The following is a 20,925-nucleotide window of genomic DNA, read 5'->3' as shown; positions in this document are numbered from 1 at the left end:
AGGTCACACTCCACCGAGGGTCCCGGCCCGGCGGCCGCGGTGCTCGCCGACGGCGAAGGCCGCCAGGGACAGCAGGGCCACCCCCAGGAACGTCCCGGACAGCAGCAGCACCAGCCGTGGCCAGTCGGGTTGCGAAGGTACGCCGAACACGGCGTTGCGCAGGGCGTCGACCGTCCACGTCGGCGGCAGCACACGACCGATCCGCTCGGCCCAGCCCGGCAGGATCGCCATGGGCGTGGTGAAACCGCAGAACGCCACCGACACCGCGCGGGCGATGTCCACCAACCCGCCCGAACGACGCATGAACAGCGTGGTGGTGCCCGCCACGGCCGCGATCGCCGCGAGCGCCGGTCCGGCCAGCAGGAGCACCGCGCCGCCCGCGAGCGCGGAGGACAGCGGGACATGCGCACCGAAGCCCCACACCAGGCTGAGCATCACCGCGAGGTACGACAGGAGACCGGTGACGATCAGTACCGGTGCGGGCCCGAACAGGAGGGTCAGCCTGGTGGCGGGAGAGAGCAGGGTGGTCTCCAGGGAGCCCTGCACCCGCTGTCCGGCCAGCGAGGCACTGGACTCGGTGAGCAACAGCCCGAACCAGGCGGCGACCAGCCAGCCGAGATAGAGGAACACGGCCAGCTGAGCGGTGCTCGCGGGCAGCAGCCCGCCCGCCCCGCTCCCGGCCTTGTCGCCGCTGAAGGCACGCGCCTGGAAGACGAAGACGATCGGGGTGACGGCCGGCCAGACGATGGCGCTGATCAGCACGTCCGGGTAGCGTCGTGCGACGCGCCACTCACGCTTGGCGGCGGCCACCAGCGCCCAGGCATGCAGGCCCAGGTCACCGAGCGGTCTCATCGGCCACCCCCGGCGCGTCCGTTGCCGGTGATGGAGAAGAAGACGTCCGTCAGGGAGACACGGGTCGCCTCGGCCCGCACCGGCTTCAGCCCCTCGGCGCGCAGCACCGTGGACACCTCTTCCATGAGGTCGGTCGTGGACTCGCAGTACAGCCGGGCACGCACGGTCCGCTCGTGCTGCTCCACCAGGCCCGCGTCGAAATACTCCGTGAGCCAGTCGGCCACCTTCGCCGCGTCCCGCGTCCCGCAGTCCACCTCCAGCGCCAGCACACTGGAACCGGGAACCAGGGTCAGCGCCTCGGGGACGTCACCCTGGAACGCGATGGTGCCGTGGTCCAGGATGGCGATCCGGTCGCAGAGGTCCTCCGCCTCGGCCAGGTCGTGGGTGGTGATCAGGACGGCCGCGCCGCGCTGGCGCAGGCCCCGTACGATCCGCCGGAACTCGACGGCGGAGACCGGGTCGAGCCCGGAGGTCGGCTCGTCGAGCAGCAGTACCTCGGGCTGGTGGATCAGAGCCCTGGCAAGGCACAGACGCTGCCGCATACCGGTCGAGTAGCGCTCCGCATAGTCGTCCGCGCTGTCGGTGAGCCGTACCTCCTCCAGCGCCTCCTCGACCCGGCGCCGGATCTGGTCCCGGGGCACGAAGTGCAGCGCGGCGAAATACTCCAGGTTCTCCCGGCCCGTCAGTTTCCAGTACACGCCCCGGTCACCGGCCAGCATCACCCCCAGGTGACGCCGGGCCTGCCGGGGCTGCGCCAGGACGTCGACCCCGCACAGGCGGACGGAGCCGCGGGTCGGCGTCAACAGGGTGGCGATGATCCGCACCAGCGTCGACTTGCCCGCCCCGTTCGGGCCGAGGATCCCCAGCACCTCGCCCCGGCCGACCGCCAGGCTGACCCCGTCCACGGCATGGACGGTTGTCCGCTGGTCCGGCGCCCGGCGCAGGCGCTGGGTGAGGGTGCGACGACCGCTGCTGTAGTCCTTGGCCACGTTCTCCACCATGAGCATCACCTCACGCTGGTGCGGCACGTTGTCGTGGCGGTCGACCGTGACGCCGGCCTCACTGAGTTCGGTCATGAGCTGGGAGCCTTCGGACGGGAGTCATGTGCCACGTCACGCACCAGGGTCAGCAACTGTTCCGTGGAGATCTGCGGCGTGGCCACGGCCTGCCGGAGCACTGTGTGGAACGTGGCGTTGAACTTGGCGACGGATTCGGCGTCGAGGATCGCCCTGGGGTACATCCAGGTGAGGTAGTACGTGCCGAACCATTCCTCGACGTGCAGAGTCATGTCGAGCGAGCAGGCGCTCAACCGCGTGGGCGGCGGCAGGCAGTAGTCCTCGTCGTCGACCACCAGGAGGTTGATGAGCGTCTGGAAGACCGGGGAGCGATCCTTCGGAGAGTCGGGTTCCAGCGCGGCGCTCAGGGCGGCTATCGGCATCTCGGAGTTGTCCGACGCGTCGTAGAGCGCACGTTGAGCGAATTCCAGCACATCCGTGAACCGGCTTTCTGCGGTGTCGGTCCAGCGCATGGGCGCGAAATTCCGGAAGAGGCCGATGACCTCGTCACTGCCCGGGGCGGAACGCCCCAACGTGGCGATGCCCGTGACCACATCGCGTTGGCCGCTCCAGCCGGCCAGCACGATCAGGTGGCACGCGACCATGACCGCGCCGGGAGAACGCCGGGATCGGGCCGCGAGCGCATGGACCCGCTTGCTGACCTCCGGATCGACCCGCTCGGTCAGCATGGCCCCGGCCGGAGACCAGGTGGCGGGCCGTGGCCGGTCCAGCGGGAAGGTCGTGACCGGTGGAGCGTCGCGGAGCACCTCTCGCCAGTGCTCCACCTCCCTGTCGTAGCCGCCGGTGGCCAGCATGGCCCGCTGCCGCTCGGCGTGTTCGAGAAACGTGTACCGCAACGGCCCCGAGCTGCCCAGCATGACGGCGTGGCCCACCACGGACATCGAGTAGCCGTCACTGATGAGGTGGTGCAGCGTCACCAGCAGAAAGAACTCGTTGGGATCGACCACGATCATGGCGACCCGGAACAGTGGTCCGTGGCGCAGATCGAAGGGTTCGTCGGCCAGTCGCCGCGCGGTCTCGACGGCCTCGGCCATCCGTGACTCGCTCGCACCGGAGGACGTCGGCAGCTGTACGACCTGGAAGGGCGGGGCCAGATCGGGGAGCACGATCTGCCACAACTCCCCGTCGGTCTCCTCGAAGACCGTACGGAGCGACGGCTGCTGCTCGATCAGCCGGACGATGTTGGCCTCTATCCGGTCCGGCTGCCAACCTGTCCCCACGAAGTGGAGCAACCCGCTCAGATGCAGGGCGAATTCGTCCGGGTTGGTGTGTTCCAGTGTCCAGAACCGACCCTGTGCGATACCGGCCGGCACCCGGATCGCGGTTCCCTCGGCGAGCGGCTGCCGGGAAGGACCCGGTGCGGCGTCGGAACCCGCCGCACCGGATGTCCCCCGGTCCTGGTCGCGCACTTCGGGCCGCTGTCCTGCCGCCGCCGCGTCGGTCGCGGTCCCCCGCTTTCTGGTCCAGTCCATTACATGCTTCCTGAAGAGGGGCGGGTAGGTGTCTCGATTGCGGATCCGGCGTGCGCGGTGCTCATGCCGTGCCGTTGACCGCGGCGTTCGCTGTGGAGTCGGCTCGGCCTTCCCTGTGCTTGAGTTCGCTCTCGACCGCCCCGGCCAGCAGTTCCACCGTCGGGTGGTCGAAGAGGACGACGATGGGCAGGCTGATCTCGAAGTGGGCCCGGATCCGCGCCCCGAGCTGTACCGCGACCAGCGAGTTTCCGCCGGACTCGAAGAAGTCGTCGTCGATACCGAGGGCGTAGTCGCCGAGGGTGTCCCGCCAGAAGTCGAGCAGGGTGGCGACCACGGATCCGCCCTCGTGCCCGTCGGCGTCGGCGTCCGGCTTCGGGGTTTCGGCGGTTCGGTCCTTGCGGGTCCCGTCGGCCCCGGAGGCCAGCGAGGTCTGCGTGCGCGTCAGGATCTCGCCGGTCAGGGCCTTGGTCCGCTCCAGCTTGGCACCCAGGTCCTCATTGAGGACGACGACCTGTGGCCCGAGGCGCTCGGCCAGGATCTGCCGGAGTGCCAGCAGCCCGGCTTCGGTCCGCAGGCCCGCATAGGCGTCGGTGTCGGCACGAGCCGCGGTGGCGGCGGACGCGGGCCCGGACGTGGCCCTCAGTTCCGCCTTCGGCTGGCTGTTTCCCTCGAAGGGCCGGTCGGCGTTGAGCATCCGGACCGCGAATCCGACGATCTCCACCAGCACCCGGCCGTCCGCGTCGACCAGGTCGATGTCGAAGCTCTGCATGGCGCTGCTCGGCTCGCTCTTGTGCCTGACCACGCTGAACACCCGGTCCGTCAGCGGCGCGTGCACGGTGAGCTTTCCGTAGGTGAAGGGAAGGAACGACATGCCCGGGGCCAGCAACTCGCGTAGATCGAGCACCAGGACGGTGGCGCAGTCCAGCAGTGACGGATGCAGGACGTAGGTACCGGTCTCGTCCGCGTGCTCCGCCGCGAGGGACAGTTCGGCCAGGGTGGTGTTCTCGGCGGTGCGCCGTTCCTTGATGACCCCCTCCCAGTGCTTGCCGAACCGTACCCACCAGTTCAGACCGGTCTCGGCCCCCGGCACGTAGTCCATGGTGACCGCGACCGGGTAGCGCTCCGCCGGAGCGCCCTCCGCCCAGCGCCGGCTGATGTCGACGGTACGGGCTTCGGCCTTTCCGAGGCAGATCCGGCCGCGCACATACACGGTCCAGCCCTCGGGCTGTCCCGGGGCGGCGCCGGCCGCCACGGTGAACTCGTATTCCTGGGTCGTCCGGTCGGCCGGGTCGAAGGTCACCTGTAGCTTCCTGGGTGCGGTGATCTCAAGAAGCCCCTGGAAGAGCACGTCGCAGATCTCCACCACACAGTCGTCGGGGACCGTGACGGCTTCCTGGTAGGCGGCCCGCACCAGTTCGAGGTAGGCCACGCCGGGCCAGACCTGGGTCTCTCCGATCAGGTGCTCACTGATCACCCAGTGGGATCCGGGCGCGACATCGGTGACGAAGACGATACGGCCGTCCTCCGCCGGCAGCCGTCGGGACACCAGCGGGTGGTCGATGGCGTGCTCGGCCGCGCCGGCCGCCGTGTCGGCGGGGGTCACGGCGTCGCCCTGGAGCATCCGGAACGCCTGGGGCGCGTTCGCCGCGGTGTCGACCGCCATGCCCACCTCCGACCACGGCCCCCAGTTGACCGAGACCACATGGGTGGAGTCGTCGGCCCGGGACTGGGCGTAGGTGTCGAGCATGGCGTTGGCGGATCCGTAGTCCGACAGACCGAAGTCGGTGGCGACGGAGGAGATCGAGGAGAACAGCACGAGGAAGTCCAGGCGGTCCTCGAAGATCCGGTCGAGCGTGAGGACGCCGCTCACCTTCGGTGCCATGATGCGTTCCGCTTCGGCGCGCGACTTGACCACCATCATGCCGCCGGCCGCCACACCGGCCGAGTGCAGCACTCCGTTGATCGGGCCGAAGACCGCCTCGGCGGACTCGACGGCAGTGCGCATCGCGGCCTCGTCTGCGACGTCGACCTGAAGGACCATCACCTCGCCGCCCAGCGCCTCGATACGGCGAAGTGCCGCGATCCGCTTCGCGAGGGGGTCTTCGGCCGGTGCCTCGGCCGTGATGGTGTCCCACTCCGACCGGTCGGGGAAGCTGCTGCGCGCGGTGAGCACGACGCGTGCCGCCGCGAGGCGGGCCAGGTCCTCGGCCACGGCCAGTCCGATTCCGCCGAGGCCGCCGGTGATCAGGTAGACGCCGCGTTCGCGCAGCAGGGCCGGAACCTCGTCGACCGAGTGCACATCGATGCGCTCGTAGTTCCAGACCCAGCGCTTGTGGCCGCGCAGCGCCACCTTGTCGTCGGTCGGCTCCGCCATGAGCTCATGGAGCAGGGTGTCGTCGCTGATCCGGACCGGATGGCCGGCGCTCGCCCGCAGGTCGATATGGCGGTAGGAGAGCCCGGAGATCTCCTGGGGGATCAGGTTGCCGAGGCCCTGAACGGTGGAGCGCTGCGGCTCCAACTCCTCGTCGCCCGTGACGTCGAAGGCGCCGCTGGAGATCACGTCGATGTGGACGGCCCGGCCCTCGGCGTGCCTGGCGAACGCCTGGGTCAGTCCGAGAAGGCTGTAGAAGCCGCGGTCCTGGGTGGCCGCCACGGCCTGGTCGCCGAGGCCGGTGGGCGAGTCCAGCAGCCAGCAGTGCAGTACCCGGTCCGGCAGCCGGTCCTCGTCGCGCAGTTGCTTGAGCAGCCGGTCGTAGTCGTCGCTCAGGCCCGGGTCCACCAGGAACCGCCCCGGTCCGGCCTCGGTGAACTCACGGCCGGCGGCTACGGTCATCACGGTCTCGCCCGCCCGCCGCAGTCGGCTGACCAGCCGGTCCACCAGTGGTTCACCGGTGACGAACAGCAGCCAGCGACGGCCTGTCCCCACACCTGCGGTGACCTCCGGACGCCGCTTCTCGACCCAGCGGGGCCTGAACAGTTGCAGCGGGTCGGTCGAGTACGCGCGGGAGGGGCCGTCTTCGCCGGCTTCCTTGCCGCCGGACCGCGCCGCCTGGGACTCCGCGTCCGACGGGCGCGGCAGCCAGTGTGTCTCGCGCTCGAAGGGGTAGGTCGGCATGGCGACCTTGCAGCGGATCTCGTGGCCGTAGTAGGCGTCCCAGTCCAGCTCGACGCCGCGGCACCACAGCTCCGCGACCGCGGAGGCGAGCACCCTGCCGTCGGGCACCGGGCGGCGTTCGTGGTGCAGCGACGGCAGCGCGCAGCCGCCGACGGCCGCCACGCGCGGCCGGATGAGCCCCGTGAGCGCCTGGCTGGGGCCGACCTCCAGGAACACGGTGTGCCCGTCCTCGATCAGCCGGGTGATCGATTCGGAGAACCTGACGGGCTTGCGCAGATGCTGCGCCCAGTAGTGGGGGTCGGTGATCTGCTCGTCGGTGAAGTAGTCCCCGCTCACATTGGACACGATGGGTATCGACGGAGCGTTGCGGGTGGTGTCGGCCACCAGCTTGAGGAGCGGGGCCTCCGCCGGCTCCATCATCGCGGAGTGGAAGGCGTGCGAGGTGTGCAGCGCCTGGTGGTTGAGGCCGCGTTCGTCCAGCTGCGCGGCGAAGAGGTCGATCGCCTCCTGCGGCCCGGAGACGACGGTCACCTCGGGCGCGTTGGTGGCCGCCACCGACACACCGTCCGGCATCGGGCCCAGTTGGTCCTCGGCGGCCAGCACGGCCAGCATCCCGCCGGGCTCCATCTCCTGCACCAGTCGACCGCGTTCGGCGACCAGGCGAGCGGCGTCCTCCAGCGAGAACACCCCCGCGAGCGTGGCGGCCACGAACTCGCCGACGCTGTGGCCGATCATCGCGGCCGGTCGGACGCCCCAGGAGAGCCACAGCCGGGCGAGCGCGTACTCGATGGCGAAGAGGAGCGGCTGCGCCACCCGGGTCTGGTCGACGTCGACGGTCGTCTCCGGGTCGCGCACCACGTCCCGCAGGTCGATGCCGATCTGCTCCTGGAGGAGTTCTGCCACCCGGTCGAGTTCCGCGGTGAAGATCGGCTCCGAGCCGTACAGGTCGGCGGCGACGCCCACATGCTGCGAGCCCTGGCCGGGGAAGACGAACACCGGCGCGATCTCGGCCTTGCCAGCCTTGGGGGCCTCGCCGGTGAACACCGTGGCGAGATTCTTGGCGTCACGTCCGGTCAGGACCCTGGCGGCGGCGCCCACATCGGAGGCCACGATCGCCCGGCGGTGCCGCATCTGCTGACGGCCCGTGGCCAGGGTGAAGGCCGCGTTGGCGAGGTCACGGCCGTTCCAACTGCCCACCGCCTGCGTGCAGGTTTCACCCAGATTGGTCGCCGCGGCCTCCAGGGCGCTCTCGGTCCGCGCCGACAGCGCAAGCACCTGCCACGGGCGGGTGCGGCCGCCGGGACGGGACTTCGGTGCCTCCTCCACGATGGCGAAGGCGTTGGTGCCGCCCACGCCGTACGAACTGACCGTCGCCCGGCGCTTGCCGGGGCGCTCCGGCCAGGCGGCGAGCTGGGTGTTGACCTGGAACGGCGTGCTCTCGAACTCGATCTTCGGGTTCGCCTTGGTGAAGTTGACCAGCGGGGGCACCACGCCCTCGCGCACCGCCATCACCGCCTTGATCAGACCGGCGATACCGGCGGCCGGCCCCATGTGGCCGATGTTGCCCTTCACCGAACCGATCAGGCAGCGCTGCTCATGGGTCTCCTCGGAGGCGGAGAACGTCTCGCTGAGCGCGGTGACCTCGATGGGGTCACCGACGAGGGTGCCGGTGCCGTGCGCCTCCACGTACCCGATCGTCGACGGATCGACACCCGCTGCGTCGAACGCCGACCGCATCAGTGCGCGCTGGCCGGTGATGCTGGGCGCCGTGAAACCCGACCGGTCCCCGCCGTCGTTGTTGGTGGACGAGCCCAGAATCACCGCGTAGATGTGGTTGCGGTCGCGTACGGCGTCCTCGTAGCGACGGAGCACCACGGCACCGACGCCCGTACCGAAGACCGTGCCGTCGGCCTCGTGGTCGAACGGCCGGGCGTGGCCCGACTTGGAGTAGATGCCTCCCTCGCTCCACCAGTAGCCCGACACGACCGGCAGCTCCACCTCGACACCGCCCGCCACCGCGGTCTCGCACTCACCGTTCAGCAGGGAACGACAGGCCAGATGGACCGCGACGAGGGAGGAGGAGCAGGCAGTCACCACGTTCACGCTCGGGCCGCCCAGTCCCAGCTTGAACGAGACCGTGGGGGCGAGGTAGTCGACGTCGTTGCCGATGGCGACCGCCATCTGCCCCACCGACTCGATGCGGTCGGGGTGATGGCTGACGTTCTGCGCCTGATAGGCGTTCGGGGCGCTGCCGGCGAACACCCCGACCCGCCCGGGGACGGAGAAGGGGTCGTATCCCGCGTCCTCCAGCGCGCTGTAGGAGACCTCCAGGAACAACCGGTGCTGCGGGTCCCTGATCTCGGCTTCCCGGGGCGTGAACCGGAAGAATCGCGCGTCGAACTTTTCCACGTCGGCGAAGGCCGGCCGCGCCTTCACATAACGTGGGTCATGGACTTTTTTCGGGTCTATGCCCGCGTCGAGCAGCTCCTCCGGCGACCAGGTGGCTATACTCTCCACACCTGCTTTAAGGTTGAACCAGTACTCCCCTACGTCGCGAGCGCCGGGCAGTCGGCAATTGAGTCCGACAACCGCGAACTTCTGGGCGTTGCTCATTTCTCTCCAGGTACCTATCGATTGGTGGGGTGGCGAGGGCCGACTCGCGGCGGAAAGAGTGAGGTCCAAGGAGGCTCGGGCGAGATTATCTACGCTTGCGGGCCATAGATGTTCGATATCGAATGGAGGCCATGACAGCCCCATACCACCAGGTCAGCACGGTGGACGGGGTGCCATGAGTGAACGGTTGCGATGCGCTTCTGCCCGGTCGGCAGCTGACTGTTCTGGGTATTCCGTACTGTCCGGATTCGCCAGGGCTGCCGACCGAATTGTCCAGGCACTCGACGGTACGACCGGAAAAACACGGGGTCGGGCCGATTCATCGCGCGCCATTGAGGAGAGGAGGGGGGGTTAATGTGTGAACCTTGCGGTCGCAACAGTATCCGCCGGGAAGGTGATCACGCCTCGTCCCCGTGAGCCAAACCAGGGCGGGCAACTTGTTTGATTCGACCAGTAGCCGCCTTACCCTTTGGCCGCCACAGCCGTATACGGGTACGGGCGCGCGCATAGCAGCTGGTCAGCGAGGTTAAATGCAGAATTCGGACAAGGCCGTGCCGGATGCGGCCATAGCAGGTTCTTTGCTCAATCATGGAGAACAGGCTGGCCGCGGCCTCCTGGAGCGCGGATCGAGCACGCACGAGCCAGCACGTCGGTACCCGCGGCATGTCCGGTGAGAGCCTTCACGGAGCCAGAGCAGGCACGGTCCCGTCGTGCCTGCATGCTGGCTCCCGGGCCGTCTGCCGCCTATATCGCCGATCGACCGGGACCGCGGCGCGCGGACATACCGCTCCCACCGTCAGCGGTATCGAAGGCCGCGGCGGACAGGTGTGCGTGAACACGCACGGCCAGCAGAAGCATGGCGGCCTGGTCGCCGCTGCTGGCGGTGAGATCGAGGAACGGTCGCAGTTCGCTGACTCGGTACTTGACCGTGTTCTGGTGCACCCCCAGCGCGGACGCGACCTCCTTCAGCCGGCCCCAGCGCGACAGATACGCGTCGATGGTGGGCAGCACCCACTCACGGTCCATCATCGGCGACAGCGGCTTCAGCACAGCGCCGGCAAATCGCTGAGCCCGCTCAGGCGCGGCGAGCATCGCGATGAGCGGAGCCAACTCATGGTAGTCATGCACGAGTTGGGCACCGCCGTGCGGCGCGGCATCCATGCCGGTCCGCAGCGCGTCGACCGCCTCGGCGTAACTCTGCCGCGTCTGGGCAGCGCCTTCCGCCGTGTGCCCCAGCCCAAAGCCCAGCACCTCGCCCGTGGCGAGTTGTCTCAGGCACCGTACGAGATGTGCCCTGCCCGCATGGTCGGGCAGTTCGAGCGCCGCGACCACGCTCCGGTGCCGTACGGTCCAGGACAACGCGCCCGCCTGGCCCACCATCGCCCGGCCGATGGCCTCCAGGTCGGCGAACGTCGCCGGCGCCCGCACCTGGGCGACGGCCACGCAGTGCGGGATGGCGAAGGCATCGGTCCGCCGGTGATGTTCGGCCCAGGTACCGGCGAGCACCGCGTCGAACAGCTGGGAACGGTGCTGCTGTTCCGGGGCGCGGCTCATGCGCGCGACCTCGTCGGAGTATGCCTCGGCGCACGCGGCACTGATCCGATCGGCGAACTCCAGCACCCAGGCCGCCATCGCCCCTATGTCACGTTCCGCGACGGTCCGGCCGACGGCGAGTGTGCCCACGATCTCCTCGCACAGCACCCGTGCCCCGATCCGGTAGGCACGGAGCACTGCCTCACGGTCTATGCCCTGCATGGCGCGACGCCGGGCACCCTCCGTCAGGGGCACCAACTCCTCATCCCGCAGCTGCCCGGTCCGCATCGCCGCGAGGCAGCAGCGCACCGTGTCCGCGGACACCTCGCGTACGTCGCTGAGCAGCGACTCATCGGTGATCTCCCCATAGGGGCTGATCTCCGCCTGGTATGCGCGCACCATGGCCGCCGCCATCAGGTCGATCCGCGCCTCCAGGAGTGCCACGGCATCACTGCGCCGTCGACTCGCCTGACGCATGGCCGCATCGTCGACGCCCGACGTCCGGCGCCTGCCCGTCGGTTCCTGGCCTCTGTCGTCGAGCAGGGAAATCCCGGCGGGCAGGAAGAGTGGTGGCGCCCCGGATGGGACGCGCTCATTGATGGATCTCACCTTGTTCCCCCAGGCGTATATCGGATGTGCTGGTCACAGCCACCCGTTCATGGCCGCTGCGAGGACGGTCACCTCACAGCAGAACAAGCACTTGTCATGCACGTGGCCAGAGTTCGGTGCCTTGAACGTGTACACCGCACTCGACCCCTTGATGAGCCTTGTAGTCTCCTCGGTCGAACTCTGACGGCATACCATCTTTCTAGCCGATCTTCATTCGGTTACGGGAGTGTACGGCTCTGCCTGGTTGGTGCAACGGTCCCTGTCCCGACGCGGGTGGGCGGCGGTTCTTGTGAGGACCGGGATATGACAAAACCGCCGCTTCCTGGGAAGCGGCGGTCACACTCGTGTCATTCCTGCCCGGGGCATGTTCCGTCGGAGGACGGGCCCGCGCCTCGTGGGGCGACCGGACAAAGACGAGCCCCGGTCCGGGGGTCAGGTCCCGGACCGGGGCGGATCGTGGAGACGCCCGGTCAGACGTCGACCGTCACGGTGACCCTGCGGTCCGCGCTCGAGCGGCCGACCTGGACCTCGTACACGCCCTTTACGAAGGACCAGGTGTGGTCCGCTTCGTCCCAGATCTCGAAGGCGCGGCGCGGCAGGTCGACGACCGCCTCCACGGTCTCGCCCGGCCCCGCCTCCACCGCGGCGAAACCGGCCAGCCACCGCGCGGGCCTGTCGGTGTGCTGGTCCGCCGAGGCCAGATAGACCTGTACGATCTCGCGGCCCGCCCGATCGCCGGTGTTGCGGACGCGGACCTTGACGAGGTTGCCGTGCACCTCGGCGTACTCGTATGTCCACTCGGTGTATCCCAGGCCGTGGCCGAACGCGTACGACGGCGTGCGGCCGGCCCTGTCCCAGGCGCGGTGGCCGATGAAGACCCCTTCGGAGTAAGAAAGTTGGCCGTGCTCCGGGACCACCTGGGTGACCGGGGCGTCGGCCAGGGAGCCCCAGGTGGTGGGCAGCCGTCCACCGGGCTCATGGGTTCCGGTGAGGACGTCGGCGAGGGCGGCGCCGCCTTCCTGGCCGGGGAACCAGCTGAGCAGGACCGCGGCGACGTCCTGGCGCCAGGGCAGTTCCACCGGGGAGCCGGAATTGACGATCACCACGGTGTTCGGGTTGGCGGCGGCGACGGCACGCACGAGGTCGTCCTGTCGGCCGGGGAGATCCAGGTCCTTGCGGTCGAACCCCTCCGACTCGACGCGGTCGGTGGTGGCGACCACGACGATCGCGGTGTCGGCGGCGCGGGCGGCCGCCACGGCCTCGGCGATCAGTTCGTCGGGGTCACGCTGCGGGCCTCGGTGGGCCAGGGTGAAGGTGAAGTCGTCCCTGACGGATCCTTCGGGGAACGCGACGAAGTAGGTGAGGGAAACGTCTATGGGTGTTCCCGCGGTGAGTTCGGCCTCCGCGCGGGGAATCGCGGCGCTGAAGATGCCGGCGAAGGGGTCGTCCGTGTCGAGGCCCTGGACGCCGTCGAAGTGGGTCGCTCCGTCGATCGTGAGCCGGTAGCCGCCCTTCCCCTTGATACCGAAGGTGTGCAGGCCGCTCTCGCGCGGGATGAACGTGCCCGTCAGTTCGACACTGTGCAGACGGTCGAGCGAGACACCTTGAGGGAGATCGGAAGGCGCCCAGTGGATCTGCCCGTTGGGGATGGTGCAGCTGCCGAGGACCGTGCCGTCGGCATCGCGGCAGACGGCATCGAGTCGGAAGCCGTGCCCGGCGGGGACGAGTTCGGTGTTGGGGTCGGCGCCGAGCGCGTAGCTGAGCGTCCCCTCGGGGAGCGCGGCGGTGAGGCCGTCGAGCACGGAGACGACATGCGCCGGGAAGACGGTGGCGGAGCCGCCGCCGAGGATGCGGGCCTCGCGGGCGGCGGCACCGATCAGGGCCACCGTGCCGTTCGCCTTCAGGGGCAGAGCGTCGTTCTCGTTGCGGACCAGGACGAAGGAACGCCGGGCGATCTCGCGGGCGATGGCGTCGCCGTCGACCGGGGCGGGCGGTTCGGCGACGACCGGATCGGCGCCTTCGAGGATGCCGACCCGCGCGGCAAGCCGCAGGACCCGGCGGACGGCCTCGTCGACGGTGGCCTCGGCAACCTTTCCGTCCCGGACCGCCTGGGCGAGGGCCTCGCCGTACACGGTCTGCGGGCCGGGCATGGCCACGTCCAGGCCGCCGTTGATCGCCCCCACCGTGTCCCGGGCGGCCGTCCAGTCGGAGACGTTGAAACCGTCGAAGCCCCATTCTCCGCGCAGCACTTCATTGACGAGGTAGTGGTGCTCGCTCATGGTCGTGCCGTTGACCGCGTTGTAGGCGGTCATGATGCCCCAGGGGTGGGCGTTCTCGACGATCGCCTCGAAGGGGGCCAGGTAGAGCTCGCGCAGGGTGCGTTCGGAGACCTGGTTGTCCACCGTGAAACGCTCGGTTTCGGCGTCGTTGGCGACAAAGTGCTTGACGGTGGTGCCCACCCCGCCGGACTGCACCCCGGTCACATAGCCGGAGCCGATCCGGCCGGTGAGCAGAGGGTCCTCGCTGTAGGCCTCGAAGTGACGGCCGCCGAGCGGCGAGCGCTGCAGGTTGACGGTGGGGGCGAGCAGCACATGGACGCCCTTGCGGCGGGCCTCCTGGGCGAGCAGCACGCCCGCGCGGTGGGCCAGTTCGGGGTCCCAGGTGGCGGCGAGCGCGGTCGGGGACGGCAGCGCGACGGAGGTTTCCTCGGCGGTCCAGCGCACACCCCGGACGCCGATCGGGCCGTCCGACATGACCAGGGACCGCAGCCCGATCTCGGGGACGGGTGGCAACGACCACCGGTCCTTCCCGGCCAGTAGCCGGGTCTTCGTGTCCAGGTCGAGCCTGGCGAGGGCCGCCTCGACGGCCGCCTCCCGTGCCTTGTCTGCCTGTGTCACGCGGTGTTCTCCTCGCTGGGCGCCGTTGAACATGTTCATTCCGAAGTCATTCGATGAGTGCGACAGGTTTCCTATGCGGCTGTGCCGGACAGGTTGCCTGTGTGGCTGAGACAGAAACGGATGCGTGCCGTCCGGCGGCTCCGTGGGGTCAAGGGCCGCGGACACCGGACGGCGCCGGCCTCGTGTCCGGTCCGGCCGGTGATCGCGTGAGTGCGGGGCTGCGGCAACAGCCCCTTTGGCCTCTCAGCCCTTCCAGACTCTCAGCCCTTGACCGCTCCGTTCAGCATGCCTCGGATGAACTGTCGCTGGCAGAACACATACAGGACCACCACGGGAACGGAGATCAGCACCGCGGCCGCCGCGAGCAGGTTGACGTGCACCAAGTAGCGGTTGGAGAACGCGCCAAGACCCAGCGTCATCGGCTGGTGGGCCGGATCGGAGACGAGGATCAGGGAGACGAAGTAGTCGTTCCAGGTCCACATGAAGCTGAGCAGCACGAACGTGGAGATCGCGGGCCGGACGAGGGGCATGTAGATGCGCCACAGCGTGGTCCAGGTGCTGGCCCCGTCCATCTGGGCCGACTCTCCGATGCTCAACGGCACGGCGCGGAAAGCCGCCCGCATCCAGAACGCACCGAAGCTCACTCCCATGCCCACGTGGGCGAGGATGACACCCTGGTAGGTGTCGATCAGTCCCCCGGACTGGAAGTCGTAGTAGAGGGGGACGATGATCGCTTCCGTCGGGATCATGATCCCGAGGAGCAGCACCGGGAAGAGCACCTTCTCCCCCACCACCCCCAGCACACCGAAGGCGTAGCCGCTGAGGATCGCCAGCACGGTCGAGATGGTCACCGCTGTACCGGTGATGATCAGGCTCGACTTCAGGAACTGGGTGAAGCCGGCCTGCCGCCATGCCTCGGTGAAGTTGGACCACTGCAGATGGCCGAGGTCCAGCGTGCCGGAGATCTCGGGGCTCACCGCGACACCCAGGATCCAGGCCACCGGGAAGAGCACCGCGGCGGCCAGCAGGGTCAGGAAGGCGTAGTTGAACGCCTTTTCCCACTTGGAGATCATCAGTCGTCACCTTCGGAGATCTTGACCACGACCAGCGACACGATCATCGAGACCACCGCCAGCACCACGCCGATGGCACAGGCCGCGCCGACGTCCGGATTGGTGAAGGCTCGCTGGTAGAGCACCACGGTCGGGGTGATCGTGGATGTTCCCGGGCCACCTTTCGTGGTGAGCCAGACGATGTCGAAGACCCGGATCGCGGCGAGCAGGGTGAGCGTCAGCACCACGGCGAGTTGTCCGCGCAGGCCGGGGAGGGTCACCGTGAAGAACTCCCGGACGGGTCCCGCGCCGTCCATCCGCGCGGCGTCGTAGAGCTCACTCGGGATGTTCTGCGCTCCGGCCGCGAACAGCACCATGCACAGCCCGAACGCCCCCCATGTCCCGGCCAGTCCGAGAGCGGGCAGGGCCCAGGTGAAGTCGCCCAGCCAGCCCCGGGTCAGACCGCCCATGCCGAAGGCGGAGAGCACGGAGTTGAGGGGGCCGTCCGGAGCGTAGAGCCGCTTCCACACCACGGCGGCGACGGCAGGGGTGAGCACCTGGGGAAGGAAGATGATCCAGCGGTAGACACCGGCGCCGCGCACGTCCTTGCGTGCGGTCAGTGCCGCGCTCGTCAACCCCAGCACGATCGGCAGGAAGGAGAAGAAGACGATGAAGTACAGGGTGTGGGTGATGGCCTGCCGCAGCGTCGGGTCGCGGAAGAAGCCGGTGTAGTTCTCGAACCCGGCCCAGGTGGCCCCGGTGACCCCGTTCCAGTGGTAGAAGGACAGTTGCAGTCCCTGCCCGGCGGGTGCCAGCACCACACACGCGTAGATCACCAACGCGGGAGCCAGATAGGCCAGACCGAGCCAGCGTCGCCGGTTCCGGTGCGAGGACGTCCGGGCACCGCGTGCACGCTTCGGTGTACGGGACGCTCTCGCACCGGGGGGTGCGGCGCTTGCGGCGGGGCTTTCGTTGAGCGTGGCCACGGCTACCTCTTCAGTGTCTTCACAAAGCCGGCGTCGTCCTTCTGGGCAGCGGCGACCACCGCGCTCGGCGCGGATTTGCCGGCCAGCATGTTCTGCATGGCCGTGTTGATGGTGTCGTAGAACGTCGGCGTCGCCCAGTCCAGGTAGGGCACCGACGTGTCATGCTCCGAGATCTGCTGGGAGATGGCCACGTCGTCGGAGAACAGCGGATTCCCGGCGGGGGCCTTCACCGAGTGCAGCAGCGGCATCGTTTCTTCCTTGACGGCGAGCTCGGCCGCCTTCTCACTGGCCACGAAGTCGAGGAAGGCCGCGGCGGCGTCGGCGTGCTTGGACTTCGCGGCGATGGAGAAGTTGGCCGCCGCGGAGGCCGTGGCCACCGGATTGCCGCTGTCGGAGCGGGGCAGCACGAACGAGCCGAACGTCTTGGACTGTCCCGGCTTGAGCGGCAGCGAGCCGGAGTAGTTGAAGTGGAAGAGCCCCTTGCCGTTGACGAAGGCCTGGGATGCGTCCGCCGAGGCGACGCCGGCGTAGTCCTTGGTCAGATAGTCCTTGTCGGACCACTCCTTCAGCGTGGAGACCGCTTTGGGGAAGCCGGTCTCGGAGATCTTCGTGTCGCCCTTCGAGTAGATGAAGTCGGAGATCTTGCTCTGCTCACCGAAGGCGTTCATCAGCGAGAACAGCGGTTGGGTGATGCCGTTCCGGTCGGAGTTGCCCAGCGTGACCCCGGTGAGGCCGGCCGACTTGGCCTTGGCGAGCAGGTCCTCGAACTCGGCGAAGGTCTGCGGGACCTTACCCCCGATCTTCTTGAGCAGATCCCGGTTGTAGTAGACCTCGATCACCGAGGCCCGGGCGACCGGGGTGCCGAACAGTGAGCCGGTGCCCATCTGCTTGCCGTCGGTGGTGAACTCGTGCTCGCTCAGGATCGACTGCGGGAAGGACCCCTTCCAGCCATATGCCTTGGCGTAGTTGTCCAGGTTGAGCAGCAGCCCACCCTGGACCAGGGTTCCCATCGACTGCCAGCCGTTGTTGGGCGGAACGATGTCCGGCGGGTTGGCGGACTTCAGCTTGAGCGGCAGGGCGGCCATCACATCGCCCCAGGCCAGCGAGGTCCGCTGGATCGTGATGTTGGGGTACTTCTCCTCGAATGCCTTGACCACGCCCGACATCCAGGCGTTGTCGCTGCCGCCGGAGAAGGAGTCCAGCATGCGCAGCGTGACCTTGCCCATTTTGGCCGGGTCGGTCGCGACCGCGCCCGACCCGGCATCGTTGGCGACGCCGTTTCCGCTGGTGCCGGGCACACAGCCGGCAAGCAGTCCTGCCGCCATGAGAGGGACGCATACGCTGATGATCCGTCGGTTTCTGCTGCGCGAGACCACGGTGTCTCCTGTCCTCGAAGGGGTGCCCTGGAGCTCGGGTACGGTGAGCCTAAATCCAGTCATACCACTTAGTCCAGATGTTGTTAGCTGGTTTGTTTGTTCGTCTCGGCAGACCAGTTTTGGTACTCTGGGCGTTATGACGAGCGTGGAGGACACCAAGACGGGGGCCGCCGTCGAGCAGACGTATCGCCGACTCAGCGACGCGCTGCGTCGCGGGGTCTACCCGGCCGGAAGCCGGTTGCCCGGCGAGCGGGACCTCGCCGTGACACTCGGGGTCAGTCGTTCCACTCTGCGCCTGGCCCTGGGCCAGCTCGCTGAGGAGAACGTACTGGAACGTTCTTCGCAACGCGGATGGTTCGTCCATCGCGATGTCGTCGGTGAACCGCCGAGCACCTTGCAGAGCTTCTCCGAGATGGCCCGCGCCCGCGGGCTGCGACCCCAGTCGAAGGTACTGCACCAGCGCATCCGGTCGGCGGTCTTCGAGGAGGCCGAACAGCTGGCCATCGCGCCCGCCTCCCCTGTTCTGGACCTGCGCCGGGTGCGCAGCCTGGACGGGGTGCCGGTGTGCGTGGACTCCAGCCTCGTGGTGCTGGCGCTCGCGCCCCAGCTGGCCGAGACCGACCTCACCGACCGCTCACTGTACGAGACCCTGGAGCAGGAGTGCGGGGTGCGTATCGCCCGCAGCTCCTACTCGGTCCGGGCGGCGGCCGCCGACCAGGCCATAGCGGATCTGCTCGGCGTCCAGCCCGGCGACCCGGTGCTGATCGGCGAGGAGCTGACCTACGCCGTCGACGGCTCCCCCGTACTGGCCGGCAAGATGGTCTACCGCAGCGACGCCTACCGCTTCCAGGCCGACCTGTTCCGGCCGATCGCGTCCGACTGACGCCGCCCCGGCCCGCAGGACGGGGCGGCCGCGTCTCGGGTGACGCTCAGGTAGTTCTCAGGTAGTAGCTCTCAGGTGGCGAGGAATTCCCGGGGCGGCAGGCTCTTGGTCACGTCCGCCACCACGGCATCGGCCGTCGCCGGGTCCGCCAGTGCCGTCCCCCCATCGGCGAGGGCGTCCAGCAGCGCGCCCGCCACCGGCGGCAACGAGCTGCGGTGCAGCACCGCGCCGGGAAGATGCGCGGGCAGTTCCGCGAGCAGCGCCTCGGCGACCGGGGAGTCCGGTGCCATCAGCACCGAGCCCGACAGTACGACGCTCACCGGCCGGCCGGCCCGCATCAGGCCGGTGCGCCGCGCGGCCACCTCGGCATACTGGGCAAAGTGGCTTCCCTGGGCGTGGACGATGGCCGCGGCCACCGGATCGCCTGCCGTGGCCACCGCGGTGACCACGCGTGCGCAACTGGTCCGCTCCCGGTGACTGGCCGGCTCATGCCGGCGAGTGAGCCAGTGGTTGAGGGCCTCCGCCGTGGGCTTGCCGTAGTGCGCGAGCAGGGCCTCGGTGAGGGCAGTCTGCGGCCCGAGTCCCAGCTCGGCCAGGAAGATCGCCCGGAACGCCTCGTTCGCCAGACCGGTGGCGCCCATCCCGTGCTGACCCCACCAGCCCATGTCCCACAGCTCGCCCTCGGGCCCGCGAGCGGCGATCGCCGCTGCCGTGCCTCCGGTCACCGAGATACCGATGCCACTGGGGTCGCCGCACCGGATGGCGGCGTAGCCGTCGTTGAGGATGCTGCGGCCGGCCAGCGCACCGGGGCACTGGCGCGTCAGAGCCTGGTCCCAGTAGGTCCGGTCCTCGGGCCAGTCGACTCCCGCCAGCCGGAAGGCCGCGCTGGCGACGTCCTGGATGTCCGCCCCGGCCTGGGCCAGAGCCTCCCGTACGGCTGCGAGCACCTCGGCCACGGCGGCCTCGGGGGTCGGCGCCCCGTAGATGTCCCCGCAGCCCGAACGCCCGGCGCCCACCACCTCACCGGAGGCGGTGGACACCAGGGCGGCGGTCTTGCTGTTACCCGCGTCCACTCCCAGGAAGAGAGCGGACGCGGAACCTGCCGTCTGCGCCTGGATCACGGCAGCAGACGCTCCGGCAGCCAGGCGCGCTGGGCGTGGGCCATCTCGGCGTACAGCGCCTCGGCCACGGACAGCGACGGCACGAGCGGGTTGGACATCATGGCGCGGACGGCGTCCGCCACATTGCCTTCCCAGCCGGCCTTGGCGGTGAGGATCTGGTACTCGGCCAGCTGCTGGGTGATGCCGAGCACGGAGTGCGGCAGCGGCTTCTGCTTCTCGGGGTGGAAGCCCTTGCCGTCCACCGTGCCCCACAGCTCGACGACGGTCGACTCCTCGAAGCCGGGCAGCCAGCCCTCGGTGTTGGTGATGTTGAAGGGCTGACGGATCGGGGCGTCGTTGTAGTACGCGCTGATCGCGTCGATGGCCAGCTCCAGCTCGTGGATACCGCCACGAGAACGCTCCTGCTCCAGCTGCGGGGCGTCGGAGTTCGCCTGCTCGCGGTAGTGCTCCCAGTAGCCGGGCAGCGCGTCCATGATGATCTCGGAGCGGGTCTTCTCGGCCAGCTGCCGCTCGCGCAGGATGTCGTCCCGGAAGTAGTAGTAGTTGAAGTAGTCCGAGGGGATGGACTCCATCGCCACCGCCAGGTGCAGCGCCCGCAGACCGTTGATGTCGTCGGTGGGCTTGCCCTTCAGCGCCTCGTAACGCTCGCGCAGGATGGGGAACGCGTCCTGCCCGTCGTAGGTGGCCTCGTTGGACCAGCAGTTGTGGTTGATGCCGACCAGGTTGGCCTTGAGCTTGTCCGGGTCGAGACCGGCGGCCTTGGCGACCACCGGCGGAAAGACGATCGGGCCCTCACAGAAGGAGGCGATCGGGATGTCGGTGTAGTCGGACACCGCCTGGGAGACGATGTTGACCGGGTTGGTGTAGTTGAAGATCCGGGCGCGGGGAGCGACGTCGTTGAGGTCGGCGCAGAGGCTCTTGATGATCTGGATCGAGCGCAGCGCCATCATCATGCCGCCCGGCCCCTGCGTCTCCTGGCCGATGACGCCGTACTTGAGCGGGATCCGCTCGTCCAGCGCGCGGGCCTCGAAGCCGCCCGGACGGAAGCTGCTGAGCACGGCGTCGACATCGCGCAGGGCCTCGCGCTGGTTCGTCGACGTGGTGATGGTGATGTCGAGACCCTGGTTGCGGGCCATGTTCTGGGTGAGCTTCTGGACCACGTCGAGCCGGTCCTGCTCCAGGTCGATCAGCACGAACTCGGAGCCGTTGAACTCCTCGCCATGGTGCATGAAGGAAGCCATGGTCCCTGCCGCGCGCGAGGAACCACCGCCGAGATAGGCGATCTTTACGCGAGCCATCGATCCTCCAGGATCTGTTGGTGATGCACTACTGATTCCGAT

General features: G+C 68.9%; 12 protein-coding genes. 1 reads left to right on the top strand and 11 read right to left on the bottom strand.

What is annotated here, in order from left to right:
- Window positions 1–3 precede the first annotated feature (3 nt).
- The 9 genes from ACWEKM_RS25690 to ACWEKM_RS25650 form a co-directional block, all read right to left on the bottom strand.
- Window positions 4–852 carry an ABC transporter permease gene (locus ACWEKM_RS25690; protein WP_451623578.1) on the bottom strand — a complete coding sequence of 283 codons (849 nt, stop codon included), beginning with the start codon at window positions 850–852 and terminating at the stop codon, window positions 4–6.
- Window positions 849–1,928 (bottom strand): ABC transporter ATP-binding protein, encoded by a 1,080-nt coding sequence (locus tag ACWEKM_RS25685; protein WP_451623577.1) that lies wholly within the window; start codon window positions 1,926–1,928, stop codon window positions 849–851. Before ACWEKM_RS25685 ends, ACWEKM_RS25690 begins: the two co-directional genes overlap by 4 nt.
- Window positions 1,925–3,400 (bottom strand): condensation domain-containing protein, encoded by a 1,476-nt coding sequence (locus ACWEKM_RS25680; protein WP_451623576.1) that lies wholly within the window; start codon window positions 3,398–3,400, stop codon window positions 1,925–1,927. Before ACWEKM_RS25680 ends, ACWEKM_RS25685 begins: the two co-directional genes overlap by 4 nt.
- Before the next feature lie 61 nt (window positions 3,401–3,461).
- Window positions 3,462–9,128 (bottom strand): type I polyketide synthase, encoded by a 5,667-nt coding sequence (locus ACWEKM_RS25675; RefSeq protein ID WP_451623575.1) that lies wholly within the window; start codon window positions 9,126–9,128, stop codon window positions 3,462–3,464.
- A gap of 744 nt (window positions 9,129–9,872) precedes the next feature.
- The gene (locus tag ACWEKM_RS25670; RefSeq protein WP_451623574.1) at window positions 9,873–11,138 is read right to left on the bottom strand and encodes a PucR family transcriptional regulator; all 1,266 of its coding nucleotides are present in this window, start codon (window positions 11,136–11,138) and stop codon (window positions 9,873–9,875) included.
- A 602-nt stretch (window positions 11,139–11,740) separates the two neighbouring features.
- A complete protein-coding gene (locus ACWEKM_RS25665) occupies window positions 11,741–14,167 on the bottom strand; it encodes a glycoside hydrolase family 3 protein (RefSeq protein ID WP_451623573.1) in 2,427 nt (808 codons plus the stop codon).
- Between the two features lie 260 nt (window positions 14,168–14,427).
- Window positions 14,428–15,240, bottom strand: coding sequence for a carbohydrate ABC transporter permease (locus ACWEKM_RS25660; protein WP_451623572.1), 813 nt, complete (start codon window positions 15,238–15,240; stop codon window positions 14,428–14,430).
- The gene (locus ACWEKM_RS25655; protein WP_451623590.1) at window positions 15,240–16,055 is read right to left on the bottom strand and encodes a carbohydrate ABC transporter permease; all 816 of its coding nucleotides are present in this window, start codon (window positions 16,053–16,055) and stop codon (window positions 15,240–15,242) included. Before ACWEKM_RS25655 ends, ACWEKM_RS25660 begins: the two co-directional genes overlap by 1 nt.
- Window positions 16,056–16,207: 152 nt before the next feature.
- Window positions 16,208–17,530, bottom strand: coding sequence for an ABC transporter substrate-binding protein (locus ACWEKM_RS25650; protein WP_451623571.1), 1,323 nt, complete (start codon window positions 17,528–17,530; stop codon window positions 16,208–16,210).
- Window positions 17,531–17,717: 187 nt separating this feature from the next.
- Between ACWEKM_RS25650 and ACWEKM_RS25645 the strand changes: the two genes are divergently transcribed.
- Window positions 17,718–18,464, top strand: a complete 747-nt coding sequence (locus ACWEKM_RS25645) for a GntR family transcriptional regulator (RefSeq protein ID WP_451623570.1) — start codon at window positions 17,718–17,720, stop codon at window positions 18,462–18,464.
- A 71-nt stretch (window positions 18,465–18,535) separates the two neighbouring features.
- Here ACWEKM_RS25645 and ACWEKM_RS25640 read toward each other — a convergent pair whose 3' ends face one another.
- Window positions 18,536–19,585, bottom strand: a complete 1,050-nt coding sequence (locus tag ACWEKM_RS25640) for a BadF/BadG/BcrA/BcrD ATPase family protein (protein ID WP_451623569.1) — start codon at window positions 19,583–19,585, stop codon at window positions 18,536–18,538.
- Window positions 19,582–20,883: a family 4 glycosyl hydrolase gene (locus ACWEKM_RS25635; RefSeq protein WP_451623568.1), complete on the bottom strand. Its 1,302-nt coding sequence runs from the start codon at window positions 20,881–20,883 to the stop codon at window positions 19,582–19,584. The genes ACWEKM_RS25640 and ACWEKM_RS25635 overlap by 4 nt, the downstream gene beginning before the upstream one ends.
- Window positions 20,884–20,925 lie beyond the last annotated feature (42 nt).

The sequence above is a fragment of the Streptomyces sp. NPDC004752 genome, from assembly GCF_053601275.1.
Note: the sequence above shows the minus strand (reverse complement) of the source record. Positions and strands in the feature narration are given on the sequence as shown.